We start from the raw sequence: 14625 nt of genomic DNA, 5'->3' as shown, positions 1-14625 counted from the left end.
CACAGGGGTTGTGTTGATTTCCGATCCGATACCAGGCCCCACCCTTTGAAATCACCGTGACCGAGTCCTGACCGATGAACACTGAATTCCGTAAACCGCTGCCCGGCAGCCACCTGGATTACTACGACGTCCGTGCGGCGGTCGAAGCCATTCAACCCGGCGCCTACGACACTCTGCCGTACACCTCTCGTGTGCTGGCTGAAAACCTGGTGCGTCGCTGCGACCCGGCCACGCTCACCGAATCCCTGAAGCAATTCATCGAGCGCAAACGCGACCTCGACTTCCCATGGTTCCCGGCCCGTGTGGTCTGCCACGACATTCTCGGCCAGACCGCGCTGGTCGACCTCGCCGGCCTGCGTGACGCCATCGCTTTGCAAGGTGGCGACCCGGCGCAAGTGAACCCCGTAGTGCCTACACAACTGATCGTCGACCACTCGCTGGCCGTCGAGCGCGGTGGCTTCGATCCGGAGGCGTTCGAGAAGAACCGCGCCATCGAAGACCGTCGCAATGAAGACCGTTTCCACTTCATCAACTGGACCAAAAAAGCCTTCAAGAACGTTGACGTGATTCCACCGGGCAACGGGATCATGCACCAGATCAACCTGGAGAAAATGTCTCCGGTGATCCAGGTGCGCGACGGCGTGGCGTTCCCTGACACCTGCGTCGGCACCGACAGCCACACCCCGCACGTCGATGCGCTGGGCGTGATCGCCATCGGCGTCGGTGGTCTGGAAGCCGAAAGCGTGATGCTCGGCCGCGCCTCGTGGATGCGCCTGCCGGAAAGCGTCGGTGTCGAACTGACCGGCCAGCTGCAACCGGGCATCACCGCCACCGACATGGTGCTGGCGCTGACCGAGTTCCTGCGCAAGCAAAAAGTGGTGGGCGCGTGGCTGGAATTCTTCGGCGAAGGCGCCACCGCGCTGACCCTTGGCGACCGCGCGACCATCTCCAACATGGCCCCGGAATACGGCGCCACCGCGGCGATGTTCTACATCGACCAGCAAACCATCGACTACCTGAAACTCACCGGCCGCGAAGACGAGCAAGTGCAACTGGTCGAACACTATGCCAAGACCACCGGCCTGTGGGCTGACAGCCTGAAGGGCGCGCAATACGAGCGCGGCTTGACCTTTGACCTGTCCTCGGTAGTGCGCAACATGGCCGGCCCGAGCAACCCGCACGCTCGCGTCGCGACTTCGGACCTCGCCGCCCAGGGCATCTCCGGCCAGTGGACCGAAGTGCCGGGCCAGATGCCGGACGGCGCGGTGATCATCGCCGCCATCACCAGTTGCACCAACACCAGCAACCCGCGCAACGTCATCGCCGCCGGTCTGCTGGCGCGCAACGCCAACAAGCTCGGCCTGACCCGCAAACCGTGGGTCAAATCGTCCCTCGCGCCGGGTTCGAAAACCGTTGCGCTGTACCTCGACGAGGCTGGCCTGACCAGCGAACTGGAGCAACTCGGTTTCGGCATCGTCGCTTTCGCCTGCACTACCTGCAACGGCATGTCCGGCGCACTCGATCCGGTGATCCAGCAAGAGATCATCGACCGCGACCTGTACGCCACCGCCGTGCTCTCGGGCAACCGCAACTTCGACGGCCGGATTCACCCGTACGCCAAGAACGCGTTCCTCGCTTCGCCGCCGTTGGTGGTCGCGTACGCCATCGCCGGGACCATCCGTTTCGACATCGAAAAAGATGTCTTGGGTCTGGACGCTGACGGCAAGGAAATCCGCCTCAAAGACATCTGGCCGAGCGACGAAGAAATCGACGCGGTGGTCAAGGCTTCGGTCAAGCCTGAGCAGTTCCGTCAGGTCTACATCCCGATGTTCGCCATCCACGAAGACACTGGCCCGAAGGTCACGCCGCTGTACGACTGGCGCGAGATGAGCACCTACATCCGGCGTCCGCCGTACTGGGAAGGCGCGTTGGCCGGCGCGCGTCCGCTCAAGGGCATGCGCCCGCTGGCGGTGCTGCCGGACAACATCACCACCGATCACCTGTCGCCGTCGAACGCGATCATGCTCGACAGCGCCGCCGGCGAATACCTGGCGAAAATGGGCCTGCCGGAAGAGGACTTCAACTCCTACGCCACGCACCGTGGTGACCACCTCACCGCGCAGCGCGCCACCTTCGCCAACCCGAAACTGTTCAATGAAATGGTCCAGGAAAACGGCAAGGTCAAACAGGGTTCGCTGGCGCGCGTCGAGCCGGAAGGCAAAGTGATGCGCATGTGGGAAGCCATCGAAACCTACATGGAGCGCAAGCAGCCGCTGATCATCATCGCCGGCGCCGACTACGGTCAGGGTTCGTCCCGCGACTGGGCGGCGAAGGGTGTGCGTCTGGCGGGTGTGGAAGCGATTGCCGCCGAAGGGTTCGAGCGCATTCACCGCACCAACCTGGTGGGCATGGGCGTGTTGCCGCTGGAGTTCAAACCGGGCACCGACCGCCACACCCTGGCGATCGATGGCAGCGAAACCTACGACGTGATCGGCGAGCGCACCCCGCGTGCCGAGCTGACGCTGGTGATCAACCGCAAGAACGGTGAGCGCGTCGAAGTGCCAGTGACCTGCCGCCTCGACACCGCTGAAGAAGTGTCGATCTACGAGGCCGGCGGCGTGCTGCAACGCTTCGCGCAGGACTTCCTCGAAGAATCGGCGGTTGCCGTCTAAAACGCACGTTGCGGGCAGGGGATTTCAAGTCCCTTGCCTGCTTTGAAGGAGCACCCATGGCTCACGTACCTCAAATCAAAATCCCCGCCACCTACATGCGTGGCGGCACCAGCAAAGGCGTGTTTTTCAGCCTCAAAGACTTGCCCGAAGCGGCGCAGATTTCCGGCCCGGCCCGTGATGCTTTGTTGCTGCGGGTGATCGGCAGCCCCGACCCGTACGACAAGCAAATCGACGGCATGGGCGGTGCGACCTCCAGCACCAGCAAAACCGTGATCCTGTCGAAAAGCATCAAGGCCGATCACGATGTCGATTACCTGTTCGGTCAGGTCTCCATCGACAAGCCTTTCGTCGACTGGAGCGGCAACTGCGGCAACCTGTCCGCAGCGGTCGGTTCGTTCGCCATCAGCAACGGCCTGGTCGACGCCGGCCGCATACCGCACAACGGTGTGGCCGTGGTGCGCGTGTGGCAGGCCAACATTGGCAAGACCATCATCGCTCACGTGCCGATCACCAACGGTGAAGTGCAGGAAACCGGTGATTTCGAACTCGACGGCGTGACCTTTCCGGCGGCCGAAGTGCAGGTCGAATTCATGGACCCGGCGGCAGAAGAAGAGGGCGGCGGTGGCTCGATGTTCCCTACCGGCAACCTGGTGGACGACCTCGAAGTGCCCGGCGTCGGGACGTTCAAGGCGACCATGATCAATGCGGGCATTCCGACTATTTTCGTCAATGCCGAAGACATCGGTTACACCGGCACCGAGTTACAGGGCGCCATCAATGGTGATCCAAAAGCGTTGGCGATGTTCGAGACCATTCGTGCTTATGGCGCGCTGCGCATGGGGCTGATTTCGACTCTGGATGAAGCTGCCAAGCGTCAACACACGCCGAAAGTGGCCTTCGTTGCAAAGCCTGCGGACTATGTGTCTTCCAGCGGTAAAGCGATTGCTGCGGGGGATGTCGACCTGTTGGTGCGTGCATTGTCGATGGGCAAGTTGCACCACGCCATGATGGGCACCGCTGCGGTGGCCATCGGCACGGCGGCGGCGATTTCCGGCACCCTGGTCAACCTTGCGGCGGGCGGCATCGAGCGCAACGCCGTGCGTTTCGGTCATCCGTCCGGCACGTTGCGCGTGGGCGCTGAAGCCAGTCAGGTGAATGGCGAGTGGACCGTCAAAAAAGCCATCATGAGCCGCAGTGCGCGGGTGTTGATGGAAGGTTTCGTCCGTGTGCCGGGAGATTCCTTCTAACCCACACAAAACCCGTGTAGGAGCTGGCTTGCCGGCGATGGCGACCTCGAAATCGCCATCGCCGGCAAGCCAGCTCCGACAAGGATTGCATTTCAAAAATAAGAAAAATCAGCCCTGAACCGAGGTCCCATCAACGAACCACTTAACGAGTGAATCGAACATGAGCACCAACGTCGACCAGAACAACCGCCCCGACTACGACACGGTCCTGCAGGACATTGCCGATTACGTTCTGAGCTTCAAAATCCAGTCTGTCGAAGCCCTCGACACCGCCCGCAACTGCCTGATCGACACCCTCGGCTGCGGCCTCCTGGCCCTGCGCTTCCCTGAATGCACCAAGCACCTCGGCCCGATCGTCGAAGGCACCGTCGTCCCGTTTGGCGCTCGAGTGCCGGGCACCAGCTACCGCCTCGATCCGGTGAAAGCGGCCTGGGACATCGGTTGTATCGTGCGCTGGCTCGACTACAACGACACCTGGCTCGCCGCCGAATGGGGACATCCATCCGACAACCTCGGGGGTATTCTCGCGGTGGCCGATCACCTGTCGCAGAAGCGCGTGGCTAATGGCGATGCGCCGCTGACCGTGCGTGCGGTGCTCGAAGCGATGATCATGGCTCACGAGATTCAAGGCGTGATCGCACTGGAAAACTCCTTCAACCGCGTAGGTCTTGATCACGTCATCCTGGTCAAAGTCGCCTCGACTGCCGTCACCGCCAAACTCATGGGCGCCAATCGCGAGCAACTGTTGTCGGCGCTGTCCCATGCGTTCGCCGATGGTCAGGCGTTGCGCATGTATCGGCATGCGCCGAATGCCGGCTCGCGCAAATCCTGGGCGGCGGGTGATGCCTCCAGTGGCGGCGTCCGTCTGGCCGACATCGCAATGCGTGGCGAGATGGGTATCCCCGGCGTACTGACCGCCAGGCAGTGGGGCTTCTACGACGTGTTGTTCAGCCACACCAATAACGACTTGGCGCTGAAACCCGAAGACAAACGCGCGTTCAGCTTCTCTCGCACGTACGGCAGCTACGTGATGGAAAACGTGCTGTTCAAAATCAGCTTCCCCGCCGAGTTTCACGCGCAGACGGCGTGCGAAGCCGCTGTGACCCTGCATCCGCAGGTCAGAAACCGTCTGCACGAAATCGACAGGATCGTCATCACCACCCACGAATCGGCGATCCGCATTATTTCCAAGGTCGGCCCATTGGCGAATGCCGCCGACCGCGACCACTGCATTCAATACATGACCGCTGTGCCGCTGGCGTTCGGCAATCTGGTGGCCGAGCAGTACGAAGACGACTTCCATGCCGCGCACCCGATCATCGATGTGCTGCGCGAAAAAATGCTCATCGTCGAAGACCCGCAATACACCCGCGAATACCTGGAAGCGGACAAACGTTCCATCGCCAATGCGATCCAGGTGTTTTTCAAGGACGGTTCCAGCACCGAGAATGTGGCGGTGGAGTACCCGATTGGCCACCGTCGCCGTCGCGCCGAGGGCATTCCGTTGCTTGAGGACAAGTTCAAGGCCAACCTGGCGACGCGTTTTACCGCCCAGCGCAGCGCCGAGATTTTTGCCTTGTGCAAGGATCAGGCAGCGCTTGAAACTACGCCGGTCAACCGCTTCATGGACCTGTTCGTGATTTAGATAACGCAGGAAAACCTGTAGGAGCTGGCTTGCCAGCGATGGCGTCCGTTCAGCCAACATTACTTCAACCGAACGACCGCCATCGCTGGCAAGCCAGCTCCTACAAGGTCCGTGTCAGCCATTTCTCCAGCGGTAATTTGGTAATGGCAAATCCGCTCAGCAAAATCGCCGAGTAGATCATCAGCTCGCGCGAAAGGCTTTGCCCCTCATACCAAGCGCCGATCACCACCGCGAACACCGGGAAAATGATGAACACAAACGACAAAATGATCGGGCTCAGGCGTTTTAGCAGCAAAAAATAAACGATAAACCCGCCCACCGACGCCACCAGTCCCAGGTAGAGCAGGGCGCTCCAGGAGCGCGCGGTAATGTCATCAAACACTGGCGCCTCAAAGTTCAACCCCGCGACAAACAGCATCACCCCGGCGAGGCCAATCGGCAGCGTGTTGTAGGTGATCACGCTGATCGCCGCGCCTTGTTTTTTGGTGATCACGTAACACAGCGCATGCATCACCGCCGCCGCGAGAATCGCCAATACACCGAAGAATTCAGCATGGTCCAGATGCAGCCCCTGGCTGCGGATAATCATGAACAGACTGCCAAACCCGATGGCGATGCCGAGCACTTGTGAGGGGTAAATTTTCTCCCGCAGAAACAGCGCGGAAAAAATCAGGATGAACACCGGCATGCAACTGAACAGCAGCGCGGTCAGGCCAGATGAAACGTGCATCTCGCCGTAGTTGAGCAAGTAGTACGGCAGGCTGAAATACGACAGCGTGACGAACACGAAAAACCAGCGACTTTGCCGAGGAAACAGCAGCGGTTCTCGACGCAGCAGGGCGAAGCTCAAAAACAGCGGGAAGGCGATCAGAAAGCGCAGGCCGGCGGCGGTCAGGGGCGGCACGCTTTCGACGGCGATCTTGATCCCCAGCCACGTAGTGCCCCAACTCAGGCACACGATCAGGAACAAGGTGCTGGTGATCAATCCCGCCAGCCAGGGTTTACCGGTGATGGACGGCGTGCTGAGGGCAATGGACATAATTGTGCTCCTTGGGTCGTCGGAATTGACCTGCTAACGGAAAAGGTCTATCCCTGATTGAATCTGTTTTCAGCACGCTATTCGGGAAGCAAATGACTGTCAAAGTAAGTATTGCCACGGTGTCAATCCTTCGCGAAGGCTTGGTCCATGGGCGCGGCGTCAAGTACAAGCGCTTGGCCGAAGCCCTGGAAAACAGCATCGGCGAAGGCTTGATCGAGCCGGGCAGTAAATTGCCGCCCCATCGGTTGTTGGCGGACAGCCTGGGCGTGACCATCGGCACCATCAGCCGTGCCTATGGTGAACTGGAGCGCGTTGGGTTGGTGGTGGCGCGTGTAGGAGATGGCACTTACGTGCGTCAGCGCGGGATGGAACGGCCGCGGGATTCGGGCTTTCGCAATGTCAGCGACGAGCCTCAGACGTTCTTTGATATGAGTCGGAATCAGCCGATTCCCGGGCATGAAGCTGCGTTTCTGAGTCAGAGCCTGCAGACCCTGGCCAGCGATCCGCAGACCTTGCAGTTGCTCAGCGGCTACACGGCCGATGGCGGTTTACCGCACCACCGAGCGGCGGGTGCCCATTGGCTGCGACACCAGGCATTTGTGCCGAACGCCGACCAGGTGATTTGCGTCAACGGCGGCCAGCATGGCTTGCTCTGCGTATTGATGGCGCTGCTCAAGCCGGGCGACACGCTGCTGACCGAGCATTTGACCTACCCCGGATTGATCAGCGTCGCACGCATGCTCGGAATAAAACTGATCGGTGTCGGGATGGATGACGAAGGGCTGATGCCGGATGCACTGGAGGACGTTTGCCAGACTCATCGGGTATCGGCGTTGTACTGCACGCCAACGATCCAGAATCCTACGGTGGCGGTGATGTCGGTCCCACGGCGCGAGGCGATTGCCGAGGTCTGTCGCCAACACAACTTACTGATCATCGAAGACGAAGCCCATGCCGTGCTGGCGCAGCAGCGCCCCTTGCCCTTGAGCCACTTCGCCCCGGAGCGCTCGGTGTTGATCGGCAGCCTGAGTAAAGCGGTTTCGGCCGGATTGCGGGTGGGTTATCTGCACGCGCCGCAACCGTTGATCGGACGCTTGAGCGCGGCGGTGCGCGGGACGTGCTGGATGGCCAGTCCGCTGTCGATGGAACTGGCGACTGCGTGGATTGAAAACGGTATCGCCGAACAGTTGCTGGGGCAGCAGATTGCCGAAATCAGCCGTCGCAAGCGCTTGGTCAGCGCCCTGTTAGGAGACGTCAGCTACAAGACGCATCCCCACAGCCCGCACTTCTGGATCGAAGTGCCTGAGCCGTGGCGCGCGTCGCACATTGCGGCGGAGCTTAAGCAGAATAATTATCTGGTCGCCACCGCCGAGGCATTTGCGGTGGGGCATGCTGCGGTGCCGCAGTTTATTCGGGCGAGTTTGTGTCATTCGGTGGGGGGTGACGGGTTGTTGATAGGCGGGTTTGAGGCTTTGGTAGGGGCATTAACAGAGACCGTGTAATCGTTCTTCGCGTTCAAACCCGCTCCTACAGGGACTTCTGTCGTGCACAAATCTTGTGTCCACTGAAGATCACTGTGGGAGCGGGCTTGCCCGCGAAGGCGGCCGCACAGGCGCTAAAGATTTACTTGAACCGCCGCTCCACACCTTTCTCCACGAGAATCTTCGCCGAAATCTCTTCCACCGAAAAATGCGTGGAGTTGATGTGCGGGATGTTTTCGCGGCGGAACAGGTTCTCCACCTCGCGCACTTCGAATTCGCACTGGGCGTAGCTCGAGTAGCGGCTGTTGGGCTTGCGCTCGTTGCGGATCGCGGTGAGACGGTCCGGGTCAATGGTCAGGCCGAACAGCTTGTGTTGGTGGGCGCGCAGGGCGGCTGGCAGGGTCAGGCGCTCCATATCGTCTTCGGTCAGCGGATAGTTGGCCGCGCGGATGCCGAATTGCATGGCCATGTACAGGCACGTCGGCGTCTTACCACAACGCGACACGCCCACTAGGATCAGGTCGGCCTTGTCGTAATAATGCGTGCGCGCACCGTCATCGTTGTCGAGGGCGAAGTTCACCGCCTCGATGCGTTCCATGTAATTGGAGTTGGTACCAATGGAGTGGGACTTGCCGACGGTGTAGGAAGAATGCTCGGTCAGTTCCTGTTCAAGTGGCGCCAGGAAGGTCGAGAAAATGTCGATCATGAAACCATTGGACGTTGCGAGGATCTCACGGATGTCCTGATTGACAATGGTGTCGAAGATAATCGGCCGGAAGCCGTCGGTTTCGGCGGCCTTGTTGATTTGTTGTACCATGGCCCGCGCTTTATCCGCGTTGTCGATGTACGGCCGCGTGAATTTGCTGAAGGTAATGTTCTCGAACTGCGCCAGGAGGCTTTGACCCAGGGTTTCGGCTGTGATGCCGGTGCCATCGGAGATAAAGAAAGCAGATCGTTTCATTTGCACCTTGGGCCTTAAGCTAGTGACGAATCTTGGATATGATAGGCGCGATTTGCCGGCCGCCAGTGGCCCGCATTCTCACTTATTTTCCAGGTCCAGGCCATACAGCTGGCAAATGCTCCTTTAGAGCGCCGGCTTCTGAGCTTTTCCAACACAGTTAGTGGAGAGATCACCTTGGTAGAGTACGTAGTTTCCCTCGATAAGCTCGGCAAACACGATGTTGAGCATGTGGGGGGCAAGAACGCATCCCTGGGCGAGATGATCAGTAACCTTGCAGGTGCCGGTGTATCGGTGCCCGGTGGCTTCGCCACGACAGCTCAGGCTTATCGTGATTTTCTGGAACTGAGCGGCCTGAACGATCAGATCCACGCCGCCCTCGACGCTCTGGACGTCGATGATGTCAACGCCCTCGCCAAGACCGGCGCCCAGATCCGTCAGTGGATCATGGAAGCCGAGTTCCCCGAGAAGCTCAACGCTGAGATCCGCACCGCGTTCGCCACGCTGTCGGCCGGCAACCCTGACATGGCCGTGGCCGTGCGCTCTTCCGCTACTGCCGAAGACCTGCCGGACGCTTCCTTCGCCGGTCAGCAGGAAACCTTTCTGAACATCCGTGGTGTCGAAAACGTTATTCGCGCCGCCAAAGAGGTGTTCGCTTCACTGTTTAACGACCGCGCCATTTCCTACCGCGTCCACCAGGGCTTCGACCACAAGCTGGTGGCCCTGTCGGCCGGCGTACAGCGCATGGTCCGCTCCGAAACCGGCACTGCCGGCGTGATGTTCACCCTCGATACCGAATCGGGCTTCCGTGACGTGGTGTTCATCACCGGCGCCTACGGCCTGGGTGAAACCGTCGTACAAGGCGCGGTGAACCCGGATGAGTTCTACGTCCACAAAGGCACGCTGGCCGCCGGTCGTCCGGCCATCCTGCGTCGCAACCTGGGCAGTAAAGCCATCAAGATGATCTACGGCGAAGTCGCCACGGCCGGCAAATCGGTCAAGACCATCGACGTCGACAAGGCCGATCGCGCACGTTTCTGCCTGAGCGACGCCGAAGTCAGCGAACTGGCCAAACAAGCGATGATCATCGAGAAGCACTACCAGTGTCCGATGGACATCGAGTGGGCCAAGGACGGCGACGACGGCAAGCTCTACATCGTTCAGGCCCGTCCTGAAACCGTGAAGAGCCGCACCTCGGCCAACGTCATGGAACGTTACCTGTTGAAAGAGACCGGCACCGTGCTGGTTGAAGGTCGCGCCATCGGCCAGCGCATCGGCGCCGGCAAAGTGCGAATCATCAAGGACGTGTCCGAGATGGACAAAGTCCAGCCAGGCGACGTGCTGGTCTCCGACATGACCGATCCGGACTGGGAACCGGTCATGAAACGCGCCAGCGCCATCGTCACCAACCGTGGCGGCCGTACCTGCCACGCGGCGATCATCGCTCGTGAGCTGGGCATTCCGGCCGTGGTCGGTTGCGGCAACGCCACCCAGCTGTTGAAAGACGGCCAGGGCGTGACTGTTTCCTGCGCGGAAGGCGACACCGGTTACATCTTCGAAGGCGAACTGGGCTTCGACATCAAGAAAAACTCCGTGGACGCGATGCCTGATCTGCCGTTCAAGATCATGATGAACGTCGGCAATCCGGACCGCGCGTTCGACTTCGCGCAACTGCCGAACGCCGGTGTGGGCCTGGCCCGCCTGGAATTCATCATCAACCGTATGATCGGTGTGCACCCCAAGGCGCTGTTGAACTACGACGGTCTGCCGCAGGAAATCAAGGACAGCGTCGACAAGCGCATCGCCGGTTACGACGATCCGGTCGGCTTCTACGTCGAGAAGCTGGTTGAAGGCATCAGCACCCTGGCTGCTGCGTTCACCCCGAAAAAGGTCATCGTGCGTCTGTCGGACTTCAAGTCCAACGAATACGCAAACCTGATCGGCGGCAAACTCTACGAGCCGGAAGAAGAAAACCCGATGCTGGGCTTCCGTGGCGCCTCGCGTTACATCAGCGAAGCGTTCCGTGACTGCTTCGAGCTCGAGTGCCGTGCCATCAAGCGCGTGCGCAACGAGATGGGCCTGACCAACGTCGAAATCATGGTGCCGTTCGTCCGTACCCTGGGCGAAGCGAGCCAAGTGATCGATCTGTTGGCCGAAAATGGCCTGGCCCGTGGCGAGAACGGTCTGCGCATCATCATGATGTGCGAACTGCCTTCCAACGCGATCCTCGCTGAAGAATTCCTCGAATTCTTCGACGGTTTCTCCATTGGCTCCAACGATCTGACTCAGCTGACGCTGGGCCTGGACCGTGACTCCGGGATCATTGCTCACCTGTTCGACGAGCGTAACCCTGCGGTCAAGAAGCTGCTGGCGAACGCCATTGCCGCGTGCAACAAGGCGGGCAAGTACATCGGCATTTGCGGTCAGGGTCCTTCGGACCACCCTGATCTGGCCAAATGGCTGATGGAGCAGGGTATCGAAAGCGTTTCGTTGAACCCCGATTCCGTATTGGAAACCTGGTTCTTCCTGGCGGAAGGTCAGGCTTCGGCCTGATGTGAATGAAGCCTCGGTCAAGTGGCCGGGGCTTTAAGATTCAAGTAGGGCGGGCTCCTCTGGACGCCGCCCTTTTTTGTGCAAGAGCATTATGCAAAGCAGCAGCAACCTATTTCCTGTCGCCCTGATCAGCGCCGAGCGGCGCGGCGATCTGAGCGAAGACGTCTATCGTTTGAAACCCGGCAACAGCCCTGACGGCACCGTGGAGCTGGCCGTGACTCGTCTCGGCATGGCCGATGAGCCGGCGGTGCGCGGTGTGCCGGTGATTCTGTTGCACGGCAGCTTTTCCAATCGACGCTTCTGGTTCTCTCCAAAAGGTCTGGGGTTGGGCGCCTATCTGGCACGCCTTGGATTTGATGTGTGGATTGCGGAAATGCGCGGCCATGGCCTGTCCCAGCGCAACCAGAACTACCGCAAGAACCGCGTCGCCGACTACGCTCGTTACGATCTGCCGGCCATTGGCGCGTTCGTGCGTGAGCAGAGCGGCCAGGTTCCGCACTGGATCGGTCACTCGCTGGGTGGCATTACCCTGGCGGCAGCGCTGGGAGGCGAATATATCGGCGAGCCGGTTGTCGCGTCTGCGGCCCTCTTCGGTACGCAAGTCAGCCGCACTTATTGGCCGTTGAAAATTCCGCCGGTGGAGTGGAGCGGACGCTTCATTCTCAAGCGTTTTGCGCAACTTTCGGGGTCACGGCTCAAACGCGGCCCGGAGGACGAGCCGATTGGCCTGGCCCTGGAAAGCATGCGTTGGTATGGCTTGTTCGGGCGTTTTGGCGATGCCGACAAGGATTGGTGGGCCGGATTGGCTAACGTTCAGATGCCAGTGCTGGTCGTGAGCGCCGTCGGCGATCATCAGGACCCGGCGTGGGCGTGCCGCAAGCTGTTCGATCAGATGGGCTCCGAGCACAAGCAATTCATCAATCTGGGCCGCGAGCAGGGCTTTGGGGACAATTTCGGTCACGTCGAAATGTTGGTCAGTAAAGCTGCTCAAACCGAAGTCTGGCCGTTGGTGGCACGTTGGCTGTCGAATCAGCACACGCCTTTGCTTGGCGAAAAAGCGGATTTGGCCACCGCAGTCTGAGCCCGATGCTCTATCAAGGGCATTCCGCTCTGATCGGCTAGCGGCTAAGATATGACGCATTCAGCTTTTTCGGTCACTTTGCGACATCCTCGATTGTCTTCCTCTTTACAGGAGTTTCTCGATGAACCATTACCTTACGCCTGACCTGTGCGACGCCTACCCGGAACTGGTGCAGGTGCTGGAACCGATGTTCAGCAACTTCGGCGGCCGTGATTCCTTCGGCGGCGAAATCGTGACCATCAAGTGCTTCGAAGACAACTCGCGTGTCAAGGAGCAGGTCGAGCTTCAGGGGCATGGCAAGGTGCTGGTGGTCGACGGTGGCGGTTCCCTGCGTCACGCATTGCTGGGTGACATGCTGGCGGAGAAAGCCGCGAAAAACGGCTGGGAAGGGCTGGTGATCTACGGCTGCATCCGTGACGTCGATATCATCGCGCAGACCGATCTGGGTGTTCAGGCTCTCGCCAGTCATCCGCGAAAATCCGACAGGCGCGGGCTCGGCGAGCTTAACGTTGCGGTGACATTTGCAGGTGTGACGTTCCGTCCAGGCGAGTACATCTATGCGGACAATAATGGCGTGATCATCTCGCCAAGCCCGCTGAAAATGCCTGAATAAACGTTGCACCAACTGAAGGGGTGAGGATGTTCGAGGAAGAAAACGCGCAGTGGGGGCTGGTACATGCCCTGGTGCTGGATGGTAAAGGCAGTGCGCGTTCGATAGCCCGGACTGAACTCGATGACTTGCAACTGCAGGCCCATGAAAGCTTATGGTTGCACTGGGATCGCAGTCACCCGCAAACCCAGACCTGGCTGCGCAAATCCAGCGGTCTGAGTGAATTCAGCTGCGATCTGTTGCTCGAGGAAAACACTCGTCCGCGTCTTTTACAGCTTTCCGACAGCGAACTGCTGCTATTTTTGCGTGGGGTCAATCTCAACCCCGGGGCCGAACCGGAAGACATGGTCTCGGTGAGGATCTTCGCCTCGGCACAGCGGGTTATTTCCCTGCGCCTGCGTCCATTGCGCGCCACTGACGAGTTGCTGGTGCAGCTCGCGGAAGGCAAAGGAGCGAAGACCGCCTCCGAACTCATCCTTTATATGGCCCAGTACCTCACCAACAAGGTGCAGGATCTGGTCAGTTGCCTCTCGGAAGTGGTCGATGAGGAAGAAGAAAAACTGGATGCCGACGAACGGTATTCACCCGAGCATGACTCCATTTTGCAGATCCGTCGCAGGGCTGCTGCGCTGAAACGTTTCCTGGCACCGCAACGGGATATTTTCGGACAACTGACCCGGATAAAACTGCCCTGGTTTGTCGAAGATGACGGCGACTACTGGAACGAATTGAACAACAGTCTCACCCGTTATCTCGAGGAGCTGGAATTGACCCGGGAGCGGGTGGGGCTGGTCCTCGAGGCCGAGGATAGACGTTTGAGCGTGCGTATGAATCGCACGATGTATCGCTTCGGGATAATCACCGGGATCTTTTTGCCGATGAGTTTTCTGACCGGTCTTTTGGGTGTCAATGTTGGGGGAATTCCGTTCTCTGCCAGCCCGTATGGCTTCCTGATTGCCTGCCTGATGATGATCTCGGTGGCATTGGGGCAGTGGTGGTTATTCCGACGATTGCGCTGGGTATGACGATGCGCCATGTGACCCGGAGAAATGTGGCCGCGTCTTTCACAGACATCACGAGAGGTGCGTATGCACGATCCGTTTGAACAGTCTTTGCGTGACATGCTGAACGCTTCGCCGTCCACTCGCGACGATGATGCGTGCCTTGGGCGTGTCCTGAAAACCGCCAATCGCCAGGTCGGCGCCGGCGATCTGTTCAGCCTGCTGGGCCGCTGGTTGCCCGCGCTGATGATCGCCTTGAACAACGGATCGGCTCACGTCTCGCCGGTTTCCCGTCACCGTAAACCTACCGTTCGCACTGCTGATAAGGCTGATTGAAT

The 14625-nt window shown here is 59.7% G+C and carries 11 protein-coding genes; 9 read left to right on the top strand and 2 right to left on the bottom strand.

Annotated features, from left to right (window positions below; translation table 11 throughout):
• Nucleotides 1–74: 74 nt before the first annotated feature.
• The 3 genes from acnD (at nucleotide 75) to prpD (ending at nucleotide 5564) form a co-directional block, all read left to right on the top strand.
• The gene (gene acnD / locus ACI77H_RS04765; RefSeq protein WP_407010617.1) at nucleotides 75–2672 is read left to right on the top strand and encodes a Fe/S-dependent 2-methylisocitrate dehydratase AcnD; all 2598 of its coding nucleotides are present in this window, start codon (nucleotides 75–77) and stop codon (nucleotides 2670–2672) included.
• Between the two features lie 56 nt (nucleotides 2673–2728).
• Entirely contained in the window at nucleotides 2729–3919 is a 1191-nt protein-coding gene (gene prpF / locus ACI77H_RS04760) for a 2-methylaconitate cis-trans isomerase PrpF (protein WP_407010616.1), read from the top strand.
• Nucleotides 3920–4079: 160 nt separating this feature from the next.
• Nucleotides 4080–5564: a 2-methylcitrate dehydratase gene (gene prpD / locus ACI77H_RS04755; protein ID WP_407010615.1), complete on the top strand. Its 1485-nt coding sequence runs from the start codon at nucleotides 4080–4082 to the stop codon at nucleotides 5562–5564.
• A gap of 100 nt (nucleotides 5565–5664) precedes the next feature.
• Here the strand turns inward: prpD and ACI77H_RS04750 are convergent, their stop codons facing one another.
• Nucleotides 5665–6558, bottom strand: coding sequence for a DMT family transporter (locus tag ACI77H_RS04750; protein ID WP_407011034.1), 894 nt, complete (start codon nucleotides 6556–6558; stop codon nucleotides 5665–5667).
• 137 nt (nucleotides 6559–6695) lie between these two features.
• Between ACI77H_RS04750 and ACI77H_RS04745 the strand changes: the two genes are divergently transcribed.
• Nucleotides 6696–8105 carry a PLP-dependent aminotransferase family protein gene (locus tag ACI77H_RS04745; RefSeq protein WP_407010613.1) on the top strand — a complete coding sequence of 470 codons (1410 nt, stop codon included), beginning with the start codon at nucleotides 6696–6698 and terminating at the stop codon, nucleotides 8103–8105.
• Between the two features lie 121 nt (nucleotides 8106–8226).
• Here the strand turns inward: ACI77H_RS04745 and ACI77H_RS04740 are convergent, their stop codons facing one another.
• Nucleotides 8227–9045 (bottom strand): pyruvate, water dikinase regulatory protein, encoded by an 819-nt coding sequence (locus ACI77H_RS04740; RefSeq protein ID WP_407010611.1) that lies wholly within the window; start codon nucleotides 9043–9045, stop codon nucleotides 8227–8229.
• 174 nt (nucleotides 9046–9219) lie between these two features.
• Between ACI77H_RS04740 and ppsA the strand changes: the two genes are divergently transcribed.
• The 5 genes from ppsA to ACI77H_RS04715 all read left to right on the top strand — a co-directional run bounded on the left by ppsA (nucleotide 9220) and on the right by ACI77H_RS04715 (nucleotide 14623).
• Nucleotides 9220–11595 carry a phosphoenolpyruvate synthase gene (gene ppsA, locus ACI77H_RS04735; protein WP_407010609.1) on the top strand — a complete coding sequence of 792 codons (2376 nt, stop codon included), beginning with the start codon at nucleotides 9220–9222 and terminating at the stop codon, nucleotides 11593–11595.
• A 91-nt stretch (nucleotides 11596–11686) separates the two neighbouring features.
• Nucleotides 11687–12676, top strand: a complete 990-nt coding sequence (locus ACI77H_RS04730) for an alpha/beta fold hydrolase (RefSeq protein ID WP_407010607.1) — start codon at nucleotides 11687–11689, stop codon at nucleotides 12674–12676.
• Nucleotides 12677–12797: 121 nt separating this feature from the next.
• Nucleotides 12798–13289 carry a ribonuclease E activity regulator RraA gene (gene rraA / locus ACI77H_RS04725; protein WP_407010605.1) on the top strand — a complete coding sequence of 164 codons (492 nt, stop codon included), beginning with the start codon at nucleotides 12798–12800 and terminating at the stop codon, nucleotides 13287–13289.
• 26 nt (nucleotides 13290–13315) lie between these two features.
• Entirely contained in the window at nucleotides 13316–14311 is a 996-nt protein-coding gene (locus ACI77H_RS04720) for a zinc transporter ZntB (protein ID WP_407010603.1), read from the top strand.
• A 63-nt stretch (nucleotides 14312–14374) separates the two neighbouring features.
• On the top strand, nucleotides 14375–14623 hold the full coding sequence (locus ACI77H_RS04715; protein ID WP_007944521.1) for a hypothetical protein: 249 nt from the start codon (nucleotides 14375–14377) through the stop codon (nucleotides 14621–14623).
• Nucleotides 14624–14625 lie beyond the last annotated feature (2 nt).

It is taken from the genome of Pseudomonas sp. O230, assembly GCF_045447035.1.
Taxonomy (GTDB): Bacteria; Pseudomonadota; Gammaproteobacteria; order Pseudomonadales; family Pseudomonadaceae; genus Aquipseudomonas.
This window is presented reverse-complemented; position numbering and strand designations above follow the sequence as displayed.

Coding starts and splice junctions, on each gene's coding strand:
- ACI77H_RS04740 (WP_407010611.1), bottom strand. CDS start 9,045: ATGAAACGATCTGCTTTCTTTATCTCCGATGGCACCGGCATCACAGCC.
- ACI77H_RS04730 (WP_407010607.1), top strand. CDS start 11,687: ATGCAAAGCAGCAGCAACCTATTTCCTGTCGCCCTGATCAGCGCCGAG.
- ACI77H_RS04720 (WP_407010603.1), top strand. CDS start 13,316: ATGTTCGAGGAAGAAAACGCGCAGTGGGGGCTGGTACATGCCCTGGTG.
- acnD (WP_407010617.1), top strand. CDS start 75: ATGAACACTGAATTCCGTAAACCGCTGCCCGGCAGCCACCTGGATTAC.
- prpF (WP_407010616.1), top strand. CDS start 2,729: ATGGCTCACGTACCTCAAATCAAAATCCCCGCCACCTACATGCGTGGC.
- rraA (WP_407010605.1), top strand. CDS start 12,798: ATGAACCATTACCTTACGCCTGACCTGTGCGACGCCTACCCGGAACTG.
- ACI77H_RS04745 (WP_407010613.1), top strand. CDS start 6,696: ATGACTGTCAAAGTAAGTATTGCCACGGTGTCAATCCTTCGCGAAGGC.
- ACI77H_RS04715 (WP_007944521.1), top strand. CDS start 14,375: ATGCACGATCCGTTTGAACAGTCTTTGCGTGACATGCTGAACGCTTCG.
- prpD (WP_407010615.1), top strand. CDS start 4,080: ATGAGCACCAACGTCGACCAGAACAACCGCCCCGACTACGACACGGTC.